Annotated in this window: 16 protein-coding genes; 8 read left to right on the top strand and 8 right to left on the bottom strand. The window is 59.1% G+C overall.

Annotation, left to right across the window (positions count from 1 at the left end; translation table 11 throughout):
- Positions 1–48: 48 nt before the first annotated feature.
- The 4 genes from WCA10_RS17540 to WCA10_RS17525 all read right to left on the bottom strand — a co-directional run bounded on the left by WCA10_RS17540 (position 49) and on the right by WCA10_RS17525 (position 3,963).
- The gene (locus tag WCA10_RS17540; RefSeq protein WP_472823807.1) at positions 49–477 is read right to left on the bottom strand and encodes a type II toxin-antitoxin system VapC family toxin; all 429 of its coding nucleotides are present in this window, start codon (positions 475–477) and stop codon (positions 49–51) included.
- Positions 478–1,022: 545 nt separating this feature from the next.
- Complete coding sequence (gene recA / locus WCA10_RS17535) at positions 1,023–2,093, bottom strand: recombinase RecA (protein ID WP_472823829.1); 1,071 nt, start codon at positions 2,091–2,093, stop codon at positions 1,023–1,025.
- Between the two features lie 206 nt (positions 2,094–2,299).
- Positions 2,300–2,596, bottom strand: a complete 297-nt coding sequence (locus WCA10_RS17530; protein WP_472823806.1) for an antibiotic biosynthesis monooxygenase family protein — start codon at positions 2,594–2,596, stop codon at positions 2,300–2,302.
- Between the two features lie 59 nt (positions 2,597–2,655).
- Positions 2,656–3,963, bottom strand: coding sequence for an MFS transporter (locus WCA10_RS17525; RefSeq protein WP_472823805.1), 1,308 nt, complete (start codon positions 3,961–3,963; stop codon positions 2,656–2,658).
- A gap of 526 nt (positions 3,964–4,489) precedes the next feature.
- On the opposite strand from WCA10_RS17525, the gene WCA10_RS17520 reads away from it, so the two are divergent.
- The 4 genes from WCA10_RS17520 to WCA10_RS17505 all read left to right on the top strand — a co-directional run bounded on the left by WCA10_RS17520 (position 4,490) and on the right by WCA10_RS17505 (position 14,683).
- Positions 4,490–8,731, top strand: coding sequence for an acyl-CoA dehydratase activase (locus tag WCA10_RS17520; RefSeq protein ID WP_472823804.1), 4,242 nt, complete (start codon positions 4,490–4,492; stop codon positions 8,729–8,731).
- A 165-nt stretch (positions 8,732–8,896) separates the two neighbouring features.
- On the top strand, positions 8,897–10,378 hold the full coding sequence (locus WCA10_RS17515; protein ID WP_472823803.1) for an ArnT family glycosyltransferase: 1,482 nt from the start codon (positions 8,897–8,899) through the stop codon (positions 10,376–10,378).
- A 472-nt stretch (positions 10,379–10,850) separates the two neighbouring features.
- A complete protein-coding gene (locus WCA10_RS17510) occupies positions 10,851–11,342 on the top strand; it encodes a hypothetical protein (protein ID WP_472823802.1) in 492 nt (163 codons plus the stop codon).
- 485 nt (positions 11,343–11,827) lie between these two features.
- Positions 11,828–14,683 (top strand): phosphoenolpyruvate carboxylase, encoded by a 2,856-nt coding sequence (locus tag WCA10_RS17505; protein ID WP_472823801.1) that lies wholly within the window; start codon positions 11,828–11,830, stop codon positions 14,681–14,683.
- Positions 14,684–14,777: 94 nt separating this feature from the next.
- Here the strand turns inward: WCA10_RS17505 and WCA10_RS17500 are convergent, their stop codons facing one another.
- The 3 genes from WCA10_RS17500 to WCA10_RS17490 all read right to left on the bottom strand — a co-directional run bounded on the left by WCA10_RS17500 (position 14,778) and on the right by WCA10_RS17490 (position 18,444).
- Positions 14,778–16,139, bottom strand: coding sequence for a serine hydrolase domain-containing protein (locus WCA10_RS17500; RefSeq protein ID WP_472823800.1), 1,362 nt, complete (start codon positions 16,137–16,139; stop codon positions 14,778–14,780).
- A 233-nt stretch (positions 16,140–16,372) separates the two neighbouring features.
- Positions 16,373–18,025, bottom strand: coding sequence for a S10 family peptidase (locus WCA10_RS17495; protein ID WP_472823799.1), 1,653 nt, complete (start codon positions 18,023–18,025; stop codon positions 16,373–16,375).
- 251 nt (positions 18,026–18,276) lie between these two features.
- Complete coding sequence (locus tag WCA10_RS17490) at positions 18,277–18,444, bottom strand: hypothetical protein (protein ID WP_472808404.1); 168 nt, start codon at positions 18,442–18,444, stop codon at positions 18,277–18,279.
- Between the two features lie 376 nt (positions 18,445–18,820).
- Between WCA10_RS17490 and WCA10_RS17485 the strand changes: the two genes are divergently transcribed.
- Positions 18,821–19,342, top strand: a complete 522-nt coding sequence (locus WCA10_RS17485; RefSeq protein ID WP_472823798.1) for a GNAT family N-acetyltransferase — start codon at positions 18,821–18,823, stop codon at positions 19,340–19,342.
- 93 nt (positions 19,343–19,435) lie between these two features.
- Here the strand turns inward: WCA10_RS17485 and WCA10_RS17480 are convergent, their stop codons facing one another.
- Positions 19,436–19,636 carry a cold-shock protein gene (locus tag WCA10_RS17480; protein ID WP_026444771.1) on the bottom strand — a complete coding sequence of 67 codons (201 nt, stop codon included), beginning with the start codon at positions 19,634–19,636 and terminating at the stop codon, positions 19,436–19,438.
- 254 nt (positions 19,637–19,890) lie between these two features.
- Here WCA10_RS17480 and WCA10_RS17475 point away from each other — a divergent pair, with 254 nt between their 5' ends.
- From WCA10_RS17475 to galK, 3 genes are read left to right on the top strand one after another with little or no spacing between them, the layout of a single operon-like run.
- Entirely contained in the window at positions 19,891–21,258 is a 1,368-nt protein-coding gene (locus WCA10_RS17475) for a pyridoxal phosphate-dependent decarboxylase family protein (RefSeq protein WP_472823797.1), read from the top strand.
- Positions 21,255–22,226, top strand: a complete 972-nt coding sequence (locus WCA10_RS17470) for a hypothetical protein (RefSeq protein ID WP_472823796.1) — start codon at positions 21,255–21,257, stop codon at positions 22,224–22,226. The genes WCA10_RS17475 and WCA10_RS17470 overlap by 4 nt, the downstream gene beginning before the upstream one ends.
- Positions 22,227–22,232: 6 nt before the next feature.
- A complete protein-coding gene (galK, locus tag WCA10_RS17465; RefSeq protein WP_472823795.1) occupies positions 22,233–23,402 on the top strand; it encodes a galactokinase in 1,170 nt (389 codons plus the stop codon).
- The last annotated feature ends 45 nt before the right edge of the window (positions 23,403–23,447 follow it).

Below are 23,447 nucleotides of genomic sequence, written 5' to 3'. Positions count from 1 at the left end.
CTGCGATTCGCATAGATCTGTGCTTGGCTGCAAGGTGTTCTCAGAAGACTAAAACAGATTCGTATTCAACCCGGTAATAAAGTGAATCCCGGAAATTGCGAGTTTTTGGAGCTTCATGTCATGCGTAATGAAAAGATCCACGCCGGACTCCGCCGCACAAGCCAGGTGAATTGCATCGGCAGGAGTCACAGCGGTACTCGCGCGAATCATGCTGTATCGATCTGAAGTTCCAACGGTAAAGGGCAAGAGTTCTAGTTTCCCGCTCTTAATGAAAAACTGTCGGATTCGATCAACGACGCTCTGTGCTCCCACCTTTCGTGGTCCCGTCAAAACTTCCCCCAGCGTGAAAACGCTCGTTACCAGCTGATCTCTTCGGCGCATCATTTCTTCGTGGATCGCCTTGACGCGCGGCGCATACATCGGATTGCCTTCAATCAGATAAATGAAGAGCATTGAGTCCCAGTAAATACGGCTCATGCACTCTCACCGGAACGAGGATATCCGTCAGCGGGGAATCTAAGTTCATCTCTTTCGCGCTTCAAATACACTTCGCCCCCGCCTAGCTGCTTGAACACATTAGCACCGATGCCATAAAGATCCATCAAGCCCGAACTCTCCGGAATGTTTGAAATCGTAGACGCTGACCCCTTCGACGATGGCAAAATGCGATAGACGAATTCGACCGTCGTGCTTGGCCCTCCAGAAGCTGGACCCCCGCTCTTCTCGATGAGTTCCAAAGCGGCTTCATTCTGAAAAGAGCGCGACGACAAGGTCGAGAAAACAGAAGACGCCCGATTTGTCCAACCAAGTTCCTTCTGAACGCTCCCCACTCGAATGCGAAGCAGTTCCTCGCCCTTCTGTCGAGCGGGTTCGACGTATCGCACGATAACGTGCCTTTTTGTCATCTCGGTTATCGTCATTTATCCCTCAATACATACATTCATACATTATCATTCATTCATCGTCAGCTCAAGAGAAAGGCGGCCAACATTTCGACCGCCTTCACCTCGGCTCCGCGGTTCCTATCCCCGCCGGGCGCGTACCGCTTCCTTGGCCTCGGCCGGCCCAGCCACCGGAACCTCGGGCACCTCCGCCTTGGGCGCGCCGATGTTCAGCGCCTTGCGCACCTCGGCGTCCATCCTGGCAAAGATATCCTTGTTCTCTTTGAGGAAGTTGCGCGTATTCTCGCGCCCCTGCCCGATGCGTTCGCCGGCATAGCTGTACCACGCACCCGATTTCTCGACGATATTGTTGGCCACTGCCAGGTCAAGCACATCGCCTTCCCGGCTGATGCCTTCGCCATAGAGAATGTCGAACTCGGCCTCGCGGAACGGCGCGGCAACCTTGTTCTTCACTATCTTCACCTTGGTCCGGTTGCCCGTGACGACATCGCCCTCTTTGATCGCGGCAATACGGCGAATGTCCACCCGAACTGACGAATAAAACTTCAACGCCCGACCGCCCGTCGTCGTCTCAGGGTTGCCGAACATCACGCCAATCTTCTCGCGGATCTGGTTGATGAAAATCAAAGACGTGCGCGACTTTGAAACCGTCCCGGTCAGCTTCCTCAGCGCCTGCGACATTAACCGCGCCTGCAAACCCATGTGCGACTCGCCCATTTCGCCGTCGAGTTCCGCCTTCGGCACCAGCGCCGCTACTGAGTCCACTACCAGCACGTCGATGGCGCCCGAGCGGACCAGCGCTTCCGTGATCTCCAGTGCCTGCTCGCCCGAATCCGGCTGCGAAACCAGCAGATTGTCCACATCGACGCCCAGCTTTTTGGCATATCCCGGATCCAGCGCATGCTCGGCATCCACAAACGCCGCCAGCCCGCCGTTCCTCTGCGCCTCAGCGATGATCTGCAACGTAATCGTCGTCTTGCCCGATGACTCCGGCCCGAAAACCTCAATCACTCTTCCGCGCGGCACGCCGCCCACGCCCAGCGCAGCGTCAAAGCTGATCGATCCGGTTGAGATCACTGAGATCGGAACCAACGCTTCCCGCGATCCAAGACGGACAATGGACCCTTTTCCAAACTGCTTTTCGATCTGGCTGAGGGCTAATTCGACCGCTTTTGCGCGCTCATCGGCAATAGGCATTAGATATTTCTCCTCTAGAAATGCTCGCTTGGCGCGGCTTGTGGAAACGACGAAATCACGCGGCGGCTATTTGGATTTCGAGGGGATTGTAGCAGGATGGAACATCCAATAGATACATAAAAAGCGAAGAAATGGTGAAGATCTTGGCACCTCTGTGGCGGCCATCACGGTCGAGCTTTTCCCGCCCCGAAATTCTGCATTCAGACCGTATACGCCCCAACCCGCGTCTCCCGCGAAGTCAGCGCATCGCACGTCCGGTCCAGCGCCTCATAGGCCGCATCGTTTTTCTTGCGGAAACTCCGAAACGCCTCTTCGCTCGCCCACCGGTCGATCGTCAGATACGATCCCGCAATATAGGCATCGCGCAGCAACTCCGTCCCGAGATATTCCGCTGAACTGCGAAACAGTTGCGCCCAGTTCCCCTCCGGCCCGTAGGCTGCCTCAAAGGCAGATACCTGTTCCTCGGCAATCTCAAACTGCCACACCACCACAAACATGCGCCCTCGGCTTCTTGTTCCATGGTAGCGCATGCAATGTAGCCGTCATGCACCGCCTCTCACGCCCGCGCTGCGTTCCGATCCTCGGCTCGCCCTGCACTCAGAGCCGTGCCAATCTTGGTTTCCGGATCGACCCCGATCCACGCGATCGCACCCGCCACCCCCAGTAAAGCCGCTACAAGAAACGAAGACGTCCATCCGAATCGCAACGCAATCCACGGCGTCAGCGATGCCGTGACTGCCCCGCCGATCTGCGCTCCCATATTCATCACAGCTGACACCACCCCCGCATGCTGACCCGCAATATCCGCCGTGACCGACCAGTACGAGCTCTGCGAAATATAGAGCACCCCCGCACCCGCCGCAAGCGTCACCGCGGCAACCGGCGCACTCCCCACACGCGACCCCAGAATGAGCAAACCCGCCGCTACCAGCAGCGAAAAGAATCCGGGAACGCAGCGCCCCGTCCGCAGTCCATGCCGCGCTGCGATCCAATCCCCCAGTACTCCGCCCGCCAGGCAAAAAACCGTCATGGCGATAAACGGAATCATCGTGTAGATCGCGCTTGTCTTCAGGTCCACGCCGCGTGCCTGCGCCATATACAGATAAAACCATCCAAGAAATATCCAGGCGATATAGCCAAAACAAAAGCATGCAAACGTCAGCAGCAGCAAAGTCCGGCTGCGCAGAATCGCACTCCACGGAACGCTGGCCCTTACCGCCGGAACCTCGACCATGCCAGCGCGAATCTCTCTCAATTCTTCGGCCGACACAAGCGGATGCCCTTCCGGCGTGTCGCGCGCAATCAGGTACCATGCCACGCCTGCAACTATTCCAACCGCGGCGCTGAACCAGAAAGCCGCGCGCCATCCGTGCCCGGCAATAATCGCGGCCAGCAAGGGCGGAGTCAATCCCGCTCCGGCTCCGACTCCGGCAAAGATCACACCATTCACGCGGCCTCGCTCGCGCGCTGGAATCCACTGGGCCACGAATTGATTCGACGCCGGATACATGATCGCCTCGCCGACTCCGAGCGCGAACCGCACCCCGATCAGCAGCCACAGCGCTTCGTTCCATCGCGGAGAAACCAGCGCAGTACCCAGCGTGAACGCCGCCCACCATAGCACTGCCAGCGCCAGCGCACGCCTCGGCCCCAGCCGGACAGCGATCCATCCGGCAAGCACCTGCGACGCCGCATATCCCACCAGAAATGCGCTAATCACCCAACCCAGCCGCACGTTCCCAAGCCCGAACTCACTGCTGATCTGCGGTCCGGCAATCGAGATATTGGTGCGATCCAGAAAGGCAATGGCGCTGAGCACAAAAATGCAAAACACCAGCCACGCGCGCATTGGCACCTTGCCCATCCTGAAATACTATCGATTGAGCTCAATATTGGGCGGGTTAACGATAGGCCGTCCTCTGAAACGAACTCTTCTCCCATCTCGATGCGTGCTTCGGCCGGATGTCCCCAACCCAAGTGCTTTGCAGGCAGATCGATGGGCGCTGGCCGACATACGATGACCAATCCCGAGATATGTCCAACGAATCCGTCATCTCTCGCTGAAACTCAGTCGTGAAGCTCCAAATGCGATGCCGATTTGAGTGCGGCTGGAAATGGGGACGCAGGTGGTTCTTGGGCACCAGGCTGATGATCATGGATGGAGGAGTCGATCTTAGGCCCATTTCAGCGCATAACCGTGATCAGGATCACTTCCCCCATTCCCCATACCGAGCATCATCACAGCGGTCGTTCTTCGATTTTCCGATCGAACTGTCCTTTCCCTCTCTTGGGACGCACAGCTCCTCGCATGCATTTTGGAATCGATCGGATTCACAGTTTTCGCCTGTCCGCGAAGCTCTTTCACCTGGTTTCCTCAGTACCGAGTCGCCATGTCCTACGTTGGCATTAACATCGGCGCACTGACGGTCAAGGTGGCCTCGATCCAGTCCCAAGTCAAAAATGCCAAAGTGATGGCACATCAGGGACGTCCTCTGGAAGTTCTTGAGCAGTTGCTCGCACGGCCCGAGTTTGCCGGAGCGGAGTATTTCGGGGTATCTGGCCATCTCGGCCACATTTCGGAATTTGCCGCCATCCAACGCGCATTGCGCGAAGTAGGGAGCGAGTTTGACGCGGTCGCTTCGCTGGGCGGCGAATCATTTCTGGTCTATGCGCTTACTGATGGAAGAGTCACCAATGTGCTGTCCCACAACAAGTGCGCGGCGGGCAGCGGCGAATTCTTCGTGCAATTGATCGGCCGCATGGGACTCGAGATCGACGCAGCAATTCAGCTCTCGGCTTCCGGAAAAGTCGTACCGCTGGCTTCACGCTGCACCGTGCATTGCAAATCCGACGTGACGCATAAACTGAATCGCCACGAGGCTACGCCCGCCGACATCCTGACCACGCTCCACGACAGCATGGCCAATAAAGTGGTTGCGCTCCTTGAGAAAAGCCAGAACTCTCTGCGGCGCGTGTTGTTGATCGGAGGCGTCACCCGCAACGAAGCCCTGGTGCAGACACTTCGTGAAAAGTTGCCTGATGCCGATCTCATTGTGCTTCCAGAGAGTCCCTGGTTCGAAGCATGGGGCACCGCACTGCTCACGCGCGACAATCCGCTGCATAAATCCCCGCACATTGCACATCCGCCTGTCTTCGAAACGCTTCCGCCTTTGTATCGCTACAAAGACCAGGTGCAGGTCATGGTCGCCCCTCCGCTTCAGGCGCCGCCCGATGGTCCTTTGGTTTTGGGAGTGGATGCGGGCTCGACGACCACCAAGGCGATCCTGCTCAATCCGGCGACGCGCGATCTTGTCGCCTCCCACTACGCCCGTACGCGCGATGACCCCGTGGCAGCGGTGCGTGAGTGCCTCAGAGCCCTAATCGACCAGGTGGGCAATCGGCCGGTGAGCCTTGTCAGCACAACAGGTTCGGCCCGCGAACTCATCGGCGCCTGGCTGGGCACTGAGCAGGTCTACAACGAAATTTCGGCTCATGCCGCCGGCGCAACGCACTTTGCCGCGGACGCTGACACGATTTTTGAAATCGGTGGTCAGGATGCGAAGTACATTTATCTGCGCAACGGTGTGCCCATCGGCTATGCCATGAACAACGCTTGCTCCGCGGGCACTGGCTCTTTTCTCGAGGAGAGCGCACAAAGCGATCTTGGGGTTCATGTCTCCGATATCGCAGACATCGCATTGACTGCGCCGGCGCCGGTGAAATTCAAGACGACGTGCGCGGCATTCATCAACTCCGACATCCGCATCGCTCAACAACAACGCCAGGAGCGGGACAACATTCTTGCCGGCCTGGTATATGCAATCGCCGAAAACTACCTGACCAAAGTCAAAGGGCAGCGCCCGGTCGGGCAGAAGGTGCTTCTGCAGGGAGGGGTAGCTCTGAACCGGGCGGTTGCATACGCATTTGCGCATCGCGTTGGGCGCCCCGTGGTGATCCCGCCTAACCCCGAGCTACTCGGCGCTCTGGGCGTGGCACTGCTCGCGCTCGACCGGTCAAGCGATGTATTGGAGGCGACTACCGATATCGAAACTCTGGCGGCTGCAGAGATGAAACCCGTTGGCCGATTTGTATGCCGGGCGTGCAAGATGTGCTGCGGCATTGAGCGTTTCGAAGTGGCCGGCCGCCGCTTTCCGTTCGGCGGACGTTGCAGCCTGTACGAGAATGTGTGGAAGAGAAAGGCCCGTATCGCATCTGCCCCTGACCTGGTGGAAAGACGCTCAGCGATCATCTATGGCGCCCCCAAATACAAGCATCCAGAGCCAGGAATTCTGCCCAGGGCGCGTTCTTATTGGGACGTTGGACCGGCACTTGAAGCCGCGAAATCTTTCATCGAAGAATCGTTCAATCACACCAATGCTACGACGGCCGCAGTCCTTGAAAAGCGCATTGGCATTCCTCGCGCGTTGACGACGCACTCGTTGTTCCCTCTTTATTCGACCTTCTTCTCGGTGCTCGGAATGGAGGTGGTGTTGTCCGGCGTGGATCCGCGGGGCGATCTTAGGTCGCATTCAGGCTTCTGTCTGCCGGCGCAGATTGCGCACGGTGCAGTCTTGGATCTGGCACACCATGATGTGCACATGGTCTTTCTGCCGCAGGTTGCGCGCATGCCTCAACGCGACTCCGGCAAGGATTCGTATCTGTGCCCGATCACACAAGCCGGTCCCTATTTTCTGGCCAAGGCATTTCCCGACATCCAATTCCTTGCGCCGGTTCTGGATTTTACCAATGGATACGCGGCCAATGCGGCGATGACCGAAATGGCTGTGCGCGAGTTGGGCGTTTCGCGCGAGTTGGCCAACGAAGCCTGGGCCGCAGCCGTCGGCGAGCAGACAAGAGCCGATTGCGCCCTGATTGAGATCGGCCGCCAGGCGCTCGCCAATGCGCTGGCAGCGGACAAGCCGGCCATCTTGTTGGCCGGGCACAGCTATAACGCTTACACGCCTGAAGCTTCGCAGTCCATCGGCAAAAAGCTCTCCAGTATGGGAGTGCAGGTGATTCCCGCGGATTGCCTTATGCCGGTCGGTGCCGGGCCCACGGTTTGGCATTTCGCGAATCAGATCTTGAATGCGGCCGCGCTCGCAAAGCAGCATCACAACCTGTTTCTCCTCACTGTCAGTAATTTCAGTTGCACGATCGATGCCTTCACGCAATCGCTACTTGCCTCCGAACTGGGATCCAAGCCATATCTGACCCTCGAAATCGACGCTCACACCGCGGACGCCGGCGTGCAAACGCGCCTCGAAGCTTTTCTTGATATCGTGCAAAACTATCGCGTCGTTCAACCCGGCTTAGCCAAGCCTTTCACTCCGTGCCGGTTGGTCAAAGGCGGAGTTGTGGTCTCGTCGAATGGCGAGCGGATGCCCCTCACCGACCCGCGAGTCAAACTACATCCTCTCAATTTCTCGCAGTATCACGCCGAGTCCACGGCCATGGCCCTCGGCTGGCTTGGTTTGCACCCGGGCCCGGTCATTCCCATCGATCGAAGCCAACTCGACCTCGGCCTGCAGTCAACCTCCGGACGCGAATGCCTCCCCCTGCCCCTTTCCATCGGACAACTCCTCCAAATCGATCGGGATCGTCAGCCCGGTGAAGTCGTCGGCTTCATCATGATGCGCGGTGGAGCGCCTTGCGTCAGCGAAGCCTACATGAACTATTTCGAACGATTCATCAACGAACGTCGGTTGGCCGACGTGTTCATGGTCAACCCCACGCCGGAAAACGACTATCTGGGATTCAATCCGTACATCTTGATGAAACATCTCTCTCCGGCCATTCACCTGGCGGACATCCTTGTCGAGATCGACTATGTGTTGCGCGTCGTGGGGATATCCGGCAGTATGGAGCGGTTCCAACGGGAATGGAAACGACTCCGTGCTAAGGCGAAAAGTCTCGACGAGTTCAATCTTGAACTGCCGGGATTTGTGCAGCATCTAGCCGCACTGCCGCGAAGCCGGGAACCCATGTCCTGCCCCCGAGTCCTTGTCACCGGCGACTTCTTCGCGCGCTTCAGCCCGTTCTTCATGGATGGAGCCCGCGACCTGTATGCGAACCGTGGAATCATCCTCAAGCCCGTGGATCTGACTGACCTCTTCCTCTATGTCACCTACGATGGACTGAGGGGCACGGCGAACAACTGGGGCATGAAACCCGGAGGTTTCGCCCTGGCCAAAGCCTGCACACGGGTGCTCGAGCCCGACGGACAACTGTACTTGCAGCAATGGTGGGGATATCAGTCCGGACGAAAATCCGAACAACACTACCGTGAGATCTTCATGAAGACCGGACTTCTGGTATCCAGGCCGAATGATGTTGTCGCCGCGTTCGAGAAGAGCTCCAAACACATCTCGCCACAGATCTTCGGTGAAATCACCCCAACCGTAGGCAGGAGCTTGAACGCCGAATACGAGGGCTACGACGGAATCATTTTGATCGGGCCGTTCAACTGCCTCCCATTCCGAATCTCAGAGGCGATCCTCAAGCCTCTCGCCATTCAGCAGGGCATGCCCTTGCTCACCTATGAAACGGACGCCTGCGCTGTAGCGCCCGCAGTGCTCAGACAAGTGGAAGTGCACATTCAGCAGGTCCTCGAGCATTCCGCCAAAGTCCACTGAACCTATTGGAATTGTTCCCATGGCCGGCCCCTGGCCGACTTTTCAAGGAGTAATCCGCGTCGGCGAGTGCCATGGCGGAGATGTGCTCATCAAGGATGCACTTAACATCCCGGACAGCGAGCCAATGTACGATTGATCTGTTTTTGAAAATTATGGGAGGTCCCGATGAAAGACGCCGCCGCCCGACATCCGCCGCCTTATGTGGCGCCGCTTCTCTACGGCGGCGCGGCGGTGATCGTCCTTGCCGTGCATCTCGCCACTAACGGGAACCTCGGCTTCCATACCGACGAGTTCTACTACATCGATTGCGGCCGTCACCCGGCCCTCGGATATGTCGATTTTCCGCCGATAGTCCCGCTACTTGCAGGTCTTGAAACCGGCATCCTGGGAGCCACGCCGTGGAGCCTCCGCCTACTCCCGACCATGCTCGGCGCGTTCATGGTTGCTCTCTCGGGTCTGTACGTGCGGCGGCTTGGCGGCTCGCTCCGCCTGCAGGCGCTCGCGCTGCTCATCGCCGTCACGGCGCCCTACTTCCTCGGCGCGAACTGGGTCTATCAGACCGTGACGTTCGATGAAGCGACCTGGATGATCGCGTTCTACTGCTTTCTGTCCTTGGTCCTGGAGCACCGGCCCAGGAACTGGATCTACCTCGGCCTCTCCCTCGGCATAGGCCTGGAGGTCAAGTACACGATCGCAGGCCTGGTGGCTGCCATCGGGATTGCCATCCTGCTTACTCGAGCCCTGCGTTCGGACCTGCGGACGCCGTATCCGTGGATCGCTGCCGGGATCGCGCTGCTCATCTGCGCGCCGAACCTTGCATGGCAGGTTGCGAACGGTTTTCCTTCACTTCTCTATATAGTCAACCATCAGGGCTCCGGCGGAGGTGTTGTCGCCAACCTGCTCCTGATCGTGGTCTATCTCTTCTTTCTGATTCCACTCTGGGTGGCGGGATTAGTGTCGCTGCTTCGCAGTGCCACCCTGCGGCCCATTGGGATCGCGTGTCTTCTTCCTCTCATCGTTTTCATGTTCGTGGGCAAGTCGTACTACTCCGTGGGCACCGTGCCGATGGCCCTTGCTCAAGGGCTCATGGCGATCGCTCGCGTCAAGCGGCCGAGGCTGCGCACCGGCTTCCAGATCGCGGTCGCAGTTGCCTGCCTGCTCCAGTTGCTCACGTTTGCCAAGCTGACGCTACCCATCACGCCGCCGGACCGGATTCATTCGCTCGGCCTCGACGCCAAGAACGAGCTCTTCGCGGACAGCGTGGGATGGGAGGGCGTCGCCCACGAGGTCGAGTCGATATACGGCCATCTCCCCAGCCCGGAGCGAAATGGAACGATCATCATCTCGGCCTATTACGGTGTTCCAGGGGCGCTGCAGATCTACGGCGACTCGAGATCGCTCCCCGCGGTCGTTAGCCCTCAGTTGAGCGACTGGTATTGGCTTCCCAAAGATCTGGTGGCGACGAACGCGCTGATGATCGACTACCAGCCCTCGGACGTCGCCTGGATGTGTTTATCCGCGACTCTCGTGGGGCACCTGACTGTTCCGTACGGCGTTCAGGGCATGGAACAGGGCGCGCCGGTCACGTTCTGCGTGCTCAACGCTCCGATCCAGCAGGATTGGCGCCGGCTCCGCAACTCTTCCTGAGGGTGCTCAAATGCGGCGCAGACCCGCTCACCGAACTCAGGTCGGGAAGTGAGCTCCGGATTAGTTCAAACGCCGATGTAGCGCGGATTTCCAGCCTCCGTCAGATCACCGGTCAACTCGGAATTCTCTACTGACAATCGCAACCAATTGCGAGCTGCGGTCGAATTCCCGCTTACGTGTCAATTGCTCTTCAGTATTTGGTCGCGACGATCTCGGCGAGGCACGCGCAGCGATTCCTTCCCCCGGGCACTCTCCATGCAGTCCATCTTCGGTAAGATGATATTCAACTCAAGCTGCTGATGGATCCTTTGCGTTTCGAGGGGGACACCTGTCCACAAACGGAATCCGGCCAAACGGGCGCGAGAGCATCGGACTATCGCCTCGGAATCTGCGCACGCTGCGCGCGCTCAAGACGCCCTCGCAAATCCAGAAGTTTATTGACGCCCTCGAATACCAATACGCAGACACGGCGTTGTCTCCCCAGCGCGTGTTGCGCGAACGCAAAGGCCACTGTCTCGAGGGAGCCGTTCTGGCCGCCGCGGCTTTGCGTGTCAACGGCCATCCCCCGCTGCTGATGGATCTCGAAGCCGTGCGCGACGACGACCACGTATTGGCCATCTACCGCCAGCACGGCCTGTGGGGAAGTATCGCCAAGTCAAACTTCGCAGGACTGCGTTTCCGCGCGCCCGTTTACCGCACCCTGCGCGAACTCGCGCTCAGCTACGTCGATCACTATTACAACCTGCGCGGCGAACGCACGTTGCGTTCCTACTCGGCCCCGGTGAATCTTGCGCGCCTCGATAACCGGCACTGGATGACCAGCGACGAAGACGTCTGGTGCGTTCCAGAACTCCTCATCGCCACCCGGCACTTCCCGCTCTTCCCTGATAAGGTGGCGCGCGCCTTGCCCCGCCTCGACCGCCGCAGTTTCGAGGCCGGTATGCACGGCTGGACGAAGCACTGAGCCGATGTCAAGCTCCTCGCGACCTCGTTCCACGCTAACCGGTTGATTTTAAAAACACAATTCTTCCCCGGGGTTTTGCCGGTAATTAACCATCCTCGGCGCATAATGAATTCAAGGTCGAATGTATTCCGCATGCAGGCAATGTGGAACGCGCGCGCGTCGATCCCGGGATGCGGTACAAAACCCGCAGCCAGGGACGAAAAGTAACCCCTAAGTCATTTTCCAAGAACACTTTGCATGTTAAGTTCAATCGATAGAGGACTTAAAGGAGAGGCCCCTCCGTAACCTCTTTGACAAGAAGACTTTGCTCAAAAGGCCGCCAAAATTATTTCGCGCAACCATTCGGTTGCATATCGCCTTACTCGCGGTCGTATTCTCTGCTCGCGAGATACGTGACGCTGGCCGCTTCCGGTTTGCGATCCCGTTGAGGCTGACCAGGATGACACGGTGGTATTGCCCTCCTGAGACAGTCTTGAGTTGGCGTCGTGCATAATCAAGACACGATGGGGCTTTTGTGGAATCCGGAGAGCTGGTCGCAACGGCTGGCAGAGCTTGAGGCGCGTTCGGGCGAACTGAAGGAGGCTCCTCTGCGGCGCGATGTGCGGTCGCTGGGGACGCTGCTGGGCGAGGTGCTGCGGGAGCAGGCGGGCGACGATCTTTTTGCGCATGTGGAAGCGTTGCGGCAGGGGACGATCCGGCGGCGGGACGCGGAAGCACGTGGCGACACGAAAGAGGCGGAGCGGCAGGGAGCGAAGGCGCTGGAGCTGGTGCACTCGCTGCCGGCGGAGCGGGCGATTCTGCTGACTCGGGCGTTTGCGTTCTATTTCGAACTGATCAACCTGGCTGAGACGAATCATCGCAAGCGGCGACGGATCGCAATTCAGCTCAGCGGCGGGTCGGGTCGGCAACGCGGAAGCCTGGTTGGGACTTTGTGCGAGATGCGGCGCGTGGGCATTGGCGCGGACGAGGCGATGGACTGGCTGCGGCGCATCCTGGTTGTGCCGGTGTTTACGGCGCATCCGACGGAGGTGGCGCGGCGATCGGTGATGTTCAAGCGGCGACGGATCGGCGAATTTCTGGCAACGCTCGATCGGATTCCGATGCCCGAGCAGGATCTTGCGCGATTGGAAGAAGCGATTCGCGCGGAGATCACGAGCCTTTGGCAGACCGATGAAGTGCGGTCGCGGCGACCGACAGTGTACGACGAAGTGAAGATGGGGCTGGATTACTACGATGTCTCGATCTTTGAAACGCTGTGGGTGCTGTACCAGGAAATTTCGGAGGCGCTGCGGGCGGCCTACGACCTGGAGATTGAGCCGCACGAGCTGCCGCAGGTGCTGCGGTTCGGGTCGTGGATCGGCGGTGATCGGGACGGCAATCCGTTTGTGACGCCGGATGTAACGCGCGATGCGATTCAACTGGCGCGCGGACATCTGCTGCTCTACTACCAGGCGCGGCTCGACGACATTATCGATCTGCTCACGACGAGCGCACAGCAGCGGCCGGTAAGCGATGAGCTGCGGATTCGTCTGGATGCGTATGTGGCGCTGGTGCATACGCCGGAGGCGCAGGTGTTTGGCGCGCAATATGAATTTGAATACTATCGGCGGTTCATCATCTGCGTGAAGGCGCGCATTCAGCGGACGCTGGAGCAGACGGGTAGGCTTGGCGCCGCGATGCCCGTGATGCCGTACACGCTGGCGCAGGGACAGGCCAAACTTGCGCAGGTACTCCCGGCGTATTGCTCCGTGGAAGAATTCCAGGATGACCTGGAGACGCTGCGGCGTTCGCTGGCTGCGAATGCGGGACTGCGGATTGCGCGCACGCTGATTGATCCGCTGATTCTGCAGGTGCGGACGTTCGGGCTGCATCTGCACACGCTGGATATTCGGCAACATGCGCGTGTACACGCGGCGGCGCTGCAGGAGGCGATCAGCGATACGATTGCGCCGCAGTTGCCGTCGGGGATGTCGGCGGAGACGACGTCGGTGCTGGAGACGTTTCGGGTAGTGGCGGAGACAAAGCAGGGCTGCTCGCCAGAGGGGATTCGCCACTACGTAATCAGCGGGGCATCGAGTGTTGAAGATGTGCTGGCGGTAGTACGGCTGGCACGGCTGGGCGGCGTGACCGTGGAAGGCACTGGCCGTGACCCTGGATTGATGCCAGTGCCGCTGTTTGAGTCGATTGAGGATTTGCGACGGGCTCCCGCGATTTGCCGGGAGCTTTGGAGCCGCGCGGACTATCGCAAGCTGCTGGCTTCGTGGGATAACTGGCAGGAAGTGATGCTGGGGTATTCCGATTCAAATAAAGACGGCGGGATGCTGACCAGCACCTGGGAGATTTTCCGCGCGCATCGCGACCTTCACGTGGTGGCGCGCGAGTGCGGCGTGAAGTTGCGGCTGTTTCACGGGCGTGGCGGAACGGTGGGACGCGGCGGCGGCCCGACGCATCGCGCGATCTTCGCGCAGCCAATGGACGCCTTCGAAGGGCAATTGCGCATCACCGAGCAAGGGGAAGTGCTGAATTTCAAATACGCGGATGAGGTGCTGGCGGAGCGGAACCTGGAACTGATGATTGCGGCTTCATTGGATGCGCTGGCCAGGCCGAATGCGCGCGATCCCGAAGGTCACTTTACGGGAGTGCTGGAGCCGGAGTGGGAGGCGGCGCTCGATGAATTGTCGGAGATTTCGTTCGGGTTTTATCGGAAGCACATTCTCGATGACGCGGATGTGGTGACGTACTTCGAGCAGTCAACCCCGGTGGGCGAGTTGGAGCACGCGAAGATCGGATCGCGTCCGGCGCGTCGGAACAAATCGCCGAAGTTGGCAGACCTGCGAGCAATTCCGTGGGTGTTCGGGTGGACGCAGTCGCGGCTGCTGGTGCCGGCATGGTTTGGTGTGGGATTTGCGATTGAGGAGTTCACGAAGAAGGCTAGCGCATTAGAACTCCTGCAGGAGATGGCGCGAGAGTTTCCGCTGTTTATCGACTTGCTGCGCAACGTGGAGATGGCGTCGGGCAAGGTGGACCTGGCTACGGCGAGGCTCTACTCAGAACTGGTGACGGATACGAAGCTGCGCGAGCGGATCTTCGACATGCTGGAGGGGGAGTTTCGTCGGACCGTGCGGGCAGTGCTGGCGATTACGAAGCAGAAGGAATTGCTCGAAACGAATCGCGTGCTGGCGCATTCGATCCGGTTGCGGAATCCGTATGTCGATCCGATGCATTTGATCCAGGTGGACATGCTGCGGCGGAAACGGGCGGGCGAGGATACGCCGGAGGTAAATCGGGCGATTGCGGCGACCATCAGCGGGATTTCGGCGGGGCTAAGGAACACCGGCTAAGGCCGGTGTTACGAGTTCAGAGCTCAGTTGTCGGTCGTGCGTGCCTAAAATTAGCCAGACAGGGCCAAGGGTAATTAGCGTGATCCCTGCGTGGTCACTTTTCTCCGCTCATCACTTGCCCGCGGAATTCGCCATAGAGAAGCGCATTGGGATTCCCGGATGGGTCGCGTTGGATACTGACTTCTTCCCAGTAGGCTCGATCGACGAAGTGATCCTTTGCCATGGGAATCAACGCGGACGCTTCGCCAGAGGGCCAGTGCATGAATAGGCCTTCGTCATCCACGGTGAGAACCACCTTCGCATTGGGCTGGTAAAAGTCCGAGCCAAATCGAAATATGCCTGTCGAGTTCTTCAATTCGCCTGGATCAAGCTCTCGAAAGCGAAAGGGTTCGTAAGTCAGACCGAGTGACAGGGCGGCGATGTCATAGCCGATTGTCGTGGTCGCTGAGGAATAAATGTTACTCAGAAGTACGACCGTCGTTTGAGTTTCCGGCAGATAGAGGACGAATGACGCAAAGCCGGGCGCTCTGCCGTTCATAGAGTAGGCGGTCTGGCCGTACCGCTTGTTTGTACCCTTGAACCAGCCGTAACCCACCCTCACGGAAGTATCGAGCGCCGCTGCACGTGATGACGCGCTTATCTGACGGCCTCTGAACAACGCATCTACCCATCGGGCCTCGTCGGCTGCGGTTGCGTATACCGAGGCATTTCCTGTTTTTGCCGACCAATGGATCGAGGCTGCGGGCTTCAATCCGGATTCTCCTTCCGGTTCATAGCCGTGGGCCATGCGTGTCGAGTCGGGTCGAGAGTCGTCATCGATGCCGGATGCAGTCAAATGCATCGGCCCGAATACCAGTCGCTTGACGGCGGCTGCAAATGGGAGGCCGGTCTTTTCTTCTACGATGAGAGCGAGAAGATTGTAGGCAGAATGCTCCTCATGCAAGAACTTCGATCCCGGTTCAAAGAGCAGAGGTCGTCCTTGAATGTTCGCCACTAGACTTGCAGGTGTTTGATGATGTTGCAGAACATCATTGTAGCCAGGGAGTGCGTTGATATCCGGCAACCCGGAACGCTCCGTAAGAAGATCGCGAATGGTGATCTTGTCGGCTCCTTCAATGTCGGGAATGAAATCCCCTATGTGCTCGTTCAGGCTGATCGAGCCTGTGTCCACGAGGCGCAGGATTGCCGCAGCTGTGAACTGCATGGACATTGAAGCGATGTGGAACTGGGTCGCATTGGTGTTTGCAACGCGGTGTTCCCGGTCGGCGAAGCCATACGCTTTCCCGAAAATGATTTTGCCATCTTTCTCAACGAGAACCTGGCCTGCAAAGTTTGCGCTGCGAACATATGGCTGGATGTAGGCGTCGATCGCAGCAGCACTGGAGCTGTTCTGCGCGAGAACTCCGCTGGCCATGAAAGCCAGGCCTGTTACCGTCGCCAATCTATTCCAAGGCATAAGCTCGTTCCGGATTCTAACGCGGGATTGGGAAATTGCGACGCCAATTTGCGCCAGTCCTCCGTAGAGGAGGGCTGATGCAGATCGAGATGCAGGCAAAGACAAAAGCAGGGTCTTCGCGCCGCTTACCCCACGGACTTTGTCCGCGGGGCCCCGAGCGTGCGGCGCTCAGAATAACACTTCATCCATTGAGGTGAAGGCGGCCCCTTCTGAGAGGGCCGCCGGCGATTGGACTACTTTGTGCCGTCTTCGGTGTTTTTGATGAAGTCGGCGGTGGCGTCGTGGAGTTGTTTGAGAGCGGGCGTGGTGATGTAGACCATGTGGCCGGTCTGGAAGAATTTGTAGTTGATGTTGCTTTGAAGCGACTGCGGAATCTGCAGGTGCTTGTCCTCATAGGTCGCGCCGAAGTAGGTGCAGCCGAGATCGTAATAGCCGCCCATGAGCAGCACTTTGAGCTTGGGGTTGCGCTTCATGGCCATTGCGAGATCGGGCATGACGTTGACGCTGGAGTCGTCCCAGCCCTGGCCGCCCGGGGGCGTGTGGTGCAGATTCCAATTGAAGGCGCCGGGTTCGTGCGCCGATGGCTTGTAGGTCATGTTCTCACCGTATTTCAGCACGGTGCGGGCGTACTGATTGATGGCAGTGTTGTACGCGGAGGAAGTGGCGGAACCGAAAGGATCGTATTCGGCTTCTTGGCTGAGGGGATCGATATCCGGACCTTCATAGCGCGTATCGAGGCGGCCGGTGGTGACGCCCATCTCGGACTGGAGCTCCTTTGAAAATTCGCCGCCGCTGACGCGGAGGTCTGCCTTGATCCAATAGGCCGCGGGAACGCCGGTATAGCTTTCGAGTTTTGCGGCGACTTCTTTCTTCTGCGCTTCGGGAAGCTCAGCGCCTTGAAGAAGAGCTGTGGCATAGGCACCGAGCGAGAACTGCTCCACTTCCTTGAGGAACGGTTCAAGATCGGCGGGCTTGCTGGGAACGCGGTGGTGGTACCAGGCGGTTGCGGCCATCGAGGGCAGGGCAAGGAAGTATCCGTTGTCGGTGCCGGGATTTCCTTGCGGGCCGTCGGCGCTCGAGTCGAAGCTGAGGATCTGCGAGAGGAAGATGGATCCGTTGAGATCGAGGTTACGCTGCAGCAGGTTGGTGAGGACGGCTGTGCGTGTCGTCCCGTAGCTCTCGCCAAAGAGATATTTAGGCGAATTCCAGCGATCGTATTTCGACAGGAAGCGGCGGATGAAGCGGTCGAAGGCGTGAGCGTCGGGATCGGTTCCGTAGAAGGCCTTGCCGGCATCTTTGCCGTAGACGCGGCTGAAGCCGGTGCCGGGAGCATCGATGAAGACAAGGTCGCTGGCATCGAGGAGGCTGTATTCATTGGAAACAATTTGGTAGGGCGCGCCTTCCTGGTGGGCGGAATCCTGCGGGAGGACCAGGCGCTGGGGGCCGAACGCGCCCATGTGGAGATACATGGTGGCGCTGCCGGGACCGCCGTTGTAGAGGAAAGTGATGGGGCGGTTCTTCGTGGGATTCTTCTGGAAGTAGGCGGTGTAGAAGATGCGCGCAGTCGCAGGACGATCTTCAGGCTTGGCGGTCATGTCGACCGAGGCGTCGGGCAGGTATTTGCCGTCGAAGCCGATCATGGCGTCTTGCGGATCGGTAGAGCCGACGGTAAGGGTTCCGGCAACGGCGCGGTAGTCAATGGTCTCGCCGCCGACTTTGACAGAGCCTTCGGTAATCGAGTCGGGGGGAACATCGGGGGTGGGGATGGCTTTGGATTCAGGTTTTGCGGCAGAGGACGCGGCGTTGTTCTGCGCAAATGCGAGAGAGGCGGCAACAAGGCCAAGCGAGAGCGCGGCGAGCCAGCGAGTGCGAGCGCGATGCGGCATATGGGGAACGACCTCCTGGGATTATTCTTCGGTTCCCGGAGTATACCCTCTGAGGGCCGCCATCAAGCAGCATTGGTGACGCGTTCGGCGATGCGAAGGGGCACGCGCAGGAGTGAGCGCGCCGTGACGAAGATGCCAGGTACGCGAGTAGCCTTGCGCCTTGCAAGAATGCAAATTGCGGGAAGGGTTAACAGGAAGCAGACTGAGATGCCGGCTTGCGCCGGCATACGTTGCGACAACCACGGACGGGATTAGCCGGCGATGGCGTTGGCGGTCTGGTCGTTGCTCTCGATCAGCGGGCGGAACGCGTTGATGAGATTTTCGACCTGAGCTTTTTGGAGGCGAAGGAGATCGAACTTCCGGGTGATCTCGTTCAGCTCTGTCATTGCCTGTTCGTATGCGACGCGATAGGGATCCATGTTTATCTTCTCCACTTGGCGAAGTGTAGCATCGGAAAACCGCAGAAAATCAAAGGTACGGCGGGGTTAACCATCCTAAAGTAATGGGTGATATTTCAGGAATCGCCGTGCGGCTGGAGATGCCGGAAGTTGAACTCAAAGCAGGGTATGAATCACGGGCTGGGGTGGAATCATCTCACCACAGCCCGTGCCGCTAGCCACCCCCCTTTGAGCTTTCCGGGTCGTGCCGGCTAGACACCTGAGCAACTTTACCGCTGTGTTCCCTGGCGGGTTGATTCATACTACCCGGAGTTCCCGGCGGAAAAGCGGAGACTTTACGCCGCGAGGCGTGACGGAAGTTTGCGGAAACGGTTCGGTACGGAATGAAGGTGCGCGGATGACGTTCGCGATTCGGGCGGCGGGGATCGCCGATGCGGGTGCGATCGCGCATGTGCATGTGGAGAGCTGGCGGACGACCTATGCGGGGATTGTGCCCGATGCGTACCTGGCGGGGCTGGACGAGATATTGCGGGCACGGTTGTGGCGTGAGTGGCTGGAGAGTCAGGCGCTGGTGTTTGTTGCCGAGTGGGATGGTCGCGTAGTGGGATTCGCGCACGGCGGAGAGAATCGGGAGCCGCTGGAGCAGTGCGATGCGGAGCTCTACGCGATCTATCTGCTGAAGGATGCGCAAAAGCGAGGGATCGGTGAGGCGCTTTTGCGGATGATGGCGTCCGCGCTGCTGGAGCGGAATTTCAGGAGTATGGCGGTGTGGGTGCTGGAGCAGAACCGTTCGCGCGGCTTCTATGAGAAGACGGGAGCGCACATGGCGATGTCGAAGGTGATTGAGATTGGGGGCGCGAAGCTGATGGAGGTCGCGTATGCGTGGGGGGATCTGAAGGCGCTGGCGAAACTGGCGTAGGGTTCGATGAAGAGACAGCACCGAAAAAGCCAAGAGCTGAGATTGCTCCCAGCCCTTGCTTCTGTCTGCTAGATTCTGCCGAAATCCGGTGGCTTACAGAGGCTGAACGTCCGCGGCCTGCCAGCCTTTGGGTCCCTTTACCACGTTGAACTGGACGGCTTGGCCTTCCTGCAGGCTCTTGAAACCACTCGAGTTGATTGCAGAATAGTGCACGAAGACGTCCTCGCCGTTCTGGCGCGAGATGAAGCCGAAGCCCTTCGCGTCATTGAACCACTTCACAGTACCTTGTTCCATTGTGCTCGTATTTCCTGGTATTGAATTGCGCTGGATGAATCGGAGCGACCACTGGCAGAATCTTGCTTGGTTGGGCGAGCTACTGCACACGCCCGGTTCGACTCTAACGCTATCCCAAGTGTAACATTCGCTCCCAAATTTTCGAGGTTACCAGGGGGAGATTCGGAGCAGGGCCGCTTTTTCGGGGCGCGCGATGCTGCTGAAACTGAGAGGGTTACGGTGGTGGGTTGGCTGTGATAGGGTGGAGGGTCGCTATGGCCAAAGATCTTGTCCCCGAATTGCTGGCCCGCGCCACGGAAGAGTTGGAGCGCGAGTTTGGCGCGCTGCCGCAGTTTGAACCAGCGCGCACGAGCGACAGCGTCGCCGGGCCGATGGCGGCGGTGCTGGAGGAGACGACGCATCGGCTGGGGAACAACTATCCCTACTTTCATCCTTTGTATGCCGGGCAAATGCTGAAGCCGCCGCATCCGGTGGCGCGAGCGGCATATGCGCTGGCGATGACGATCAATCCGAACAACCACGCGCGCGATGGAGGGCGGGCCAGCTCCGCCATGGAGATCGAGGCGGTGGCGGAGATTGGAGCGATGTTCGGATGGACGGAATACCTTGGACATCTGACCTCAGGCGGCACGATGGCGAACCTGGAGGCGCTGTGGGTGGCCGGGCAGATTGCGCCAGGGCGCCGAATTCTGGGATCGGAGCAGGCGCACTACACGCACTACCGGATTTCGGGCGTGCTGAGGCTGGAGTATGGATCGGTAGCGCCGGATGCGCGAGGCAGGATGCGGCTGGATGCGCTGGAAGATCAGCTGCGCAAGGGCGATGTGGGCACGGTGGTGGTAACGCTGGGGACGACGGCGGTTGGCGCGGTGGACCCGCTGCCGGAGATCCTGGCGCTGAGGGAGCGGTATGGATTCCGGGTGCATGTGGACGCGGCGTATGGCGGGTATTTCAAGCTGATTGAAGACGCGTTGGATGAGCCGGCGCGGCGGGCGTTTGAGGCGATCGGGCAGGCGGACTCGATTGTGATCGATCCTCACAAGCATGGACTGCAGCCGTATGGGTGCGGGTGCGTGCTGTTTCGGGACCCGCGGGTGGGGCGGTTCTACAAGCACGATTCGCCGTATACGTACTTTACTTCGAAGGAGTTGCACCTGGGGGAGATCAGCCTGGAGTGTTCGCGGGCCGGTGCGGCAGCGGTGGCTTTGTGGGCGACGCAGAGGCTATTGCCGCTGAAGCCGGGCGGGGAGTTCGCACGGGGATTGGCGGCCGGTAGAAGAGCGGCGCTGGAGCTGGATCGGCGGTTGCGGAGCGATGAACGCTTTGAGGCGCTGACGGCTGGGGGGCCAGAGCTGGACATCGTGGTCTGGAAGATGACGGCGGTGGAGGCAAAAGCTTCAGAGCTGGCACAGTCGATTTTTTCGGCATGTGCGAAGCGCAACCTGCATCTGGCGCTAGTACAATTGCCGCAATTCTGGTTTGGCTCGGCGGGAGATTCGAGTACGGTTAAAGGGCATGTAACCTGCCTGCGTTCGGTGCTGATGAAGCCGGAACACGAAGCGTGGCTGGAGCGCATCTGGAATGAGATGAGCGCGGCGTGTGCGGACGTGGAGAAGGAATGAGGATGGTGGAATCAGCAGCGACTGTCGCCAAGATTGAAAACGTTCTCATTCGGGCCGGTGAATGCGCGGTGACGGTGCTTCCCCAGATTGGCGGGAAGATCGCCTCGATTCGAGTAGGAGAGCGGGAACTTCTGCAGCGGCCGTTGGCGCCGATTGCGACGCGTACGCGGACCATGAGATTCGATGCGGGCGATGCGAGCGGTTGGGATGAGTGTTTGCCGTCAGTGAGCGCTTGCACGGTCATGACAGAAGCGGGTGCGGCGGAGATTCCGGACCATGGGGATTTGTGGCGCGTGGAATGGCAGCCGATGGCCAGAGAAGCCCATTCAATGACGTATCGAGGAGAATGTTTTTCGTTGCCTCTCCGGCTGGAGCGCACGCTGATGCTGGCCGAGCAAAGCTCTGGTTGGACTTTGAGTCTCGATTATTCGGTTACAAATCTTAGTTCGGAGCGAGTGCCTTGGTCGTGGGCGGCGCATCCCTCGTTCGCGGTGGAAGAGGGAGATCGGATTGAGTTGCCGGAGTCGATCACTTCATTGCGGCTGGAGGGTTCGGGCGGGGGACGGCTGGGCAAGGGCGGCGATTCGGTGGCGTGGCCGATGGCGAGGTTGCCGGATGGAAGTCGCGTTGATTTGCGCGTAGCTGACGCGCCGGACTCAGGCGTCGGGGACAAGCTGTTTGCAGGACCGCTGCGAGCACCTGAAAACTGGTGCGCGCTGGAAAGGCTTTCGGCGGGCTTGCGTATCCGCGTCACGTTTGATGCGGAAGCAACGCCTTATTTAGGTTTGTGGATCTGTTATGGCGGATGGCCGGAGAGGCCGGGTCCGAAGCAGATGTGCGTGGCGATGGAACCTTCCACGGCGCCGGTAGATTCACTGGCTGTAACGGGGCCATGGTCGCGCATGCTTGGGCCCGGCGACTGTTTCAGCTGGCCCATGGAAGTTGAGATTGAACGAATCGAGAGATGAACAACGATGTATGACCCTGAAGTTTTGCGTTCATTGCATGTGAGCCGCACCAAGAGTGAACCGGAGATTTTTGCTGCTCCGGGGCGTGTGAACCTGATTGGCGAGCACACGGATTATGCCGAAGGTTTCGTGATGCCGGCTGCGATTGATTTCGCGACGCTGGCAGCGATTTCGCCACGCGATGACGGGAAGATCGTTATCTACTCGGAGAACTTCAAGGAAGAACGTGTATTCGATGCAACATCTCTGCCGAAGGGCGGGAGCAAGGACTGGAGCGATTATCCGCTGGGCGTGATCGTGATTCTGGCGGGCGAGGGACTTCGGATTCCGGGATTGAGTTTGAGCCTGCTGGGCGATGTGCCGCTGGGATCGGGGCTGTCCAGCTCGGCGGCGGTTGAGGTTGCTACGGCGCTGGCTGTAACTTCCCTTTTGGGCGTTAACTATCCGCGACCGCGGTTGGCGCGGTTGTGCCAGCGCGCTGAGAACGAGTTTGTGGGCGCGAACTGCGGCATCATGGACCAGTTCATTTCGGCGAACGGCGCGGAAAATCACGCGCTGCTGCTGGACTGCCGCGATCTGAGTTTCAAGCTTGCGCCGATTCCGCCGAGCGTCGCGCTGGTGATTGCGAACACGATGGTGAAGCATTCGGTGGCGGGCGATGAATACACAACGCGGCGTGCGGAGGTGGAAGAAGCCGCGGCGGTGATTGCGCGGCACAGGCCGGAGGTGCGGTTTCTGCGCGATGCAACGGTCGAGGACTTGCATAAGTGGGGCGCGGAGATGAGCCCGAATGCACTGAAGCGCGCTCGCCACGTGATTACGGAAAACACGCGCACGGTGGCTGCGGCGGAGGCCTTGATCCATCATGATCTGAAAGAGTTGGGGAGACTTATGGCAGAGGCGCACCTGAGCTACAGCCAGGATTTCGAGGCGAGCTGTGCTGAGGCGGACACGATGGTCATGCTGGCGCATCATCAGCCGGGGCTGATTGGCGCGCGGCTGACGGGCGGCGGATTTGGCGGATGCACCATCAACCTTGTGCAGCAAGGAAAGGCCCATGAGTTCCGAGATGGACTGGCTGCAAGTTACGCCACTGAAACAGGAATCGTTCCACAAATATATATTTGCCATGCTTCAAACGGAGCGCACAAGGTGATCGCGAGTCTCTCGCGTTGAAAGACATCGGGTTTTTCCCGATCCAGATCGACTGCATCTCATTAC

Source organism: Occallatibacter sp. (assembly GCF_049582745.1).
Classification (GTDB): Bacteria; Acidobacteriota; Terriglobia; order Terriglobales; family Acidobacteriaceae; genus Telmatobacter.
The sequence above is the reverse complement of the archived record's forward strand: the minus strand, read 5'-3'. Positions and strand labels throughout refer to the sequence as shown.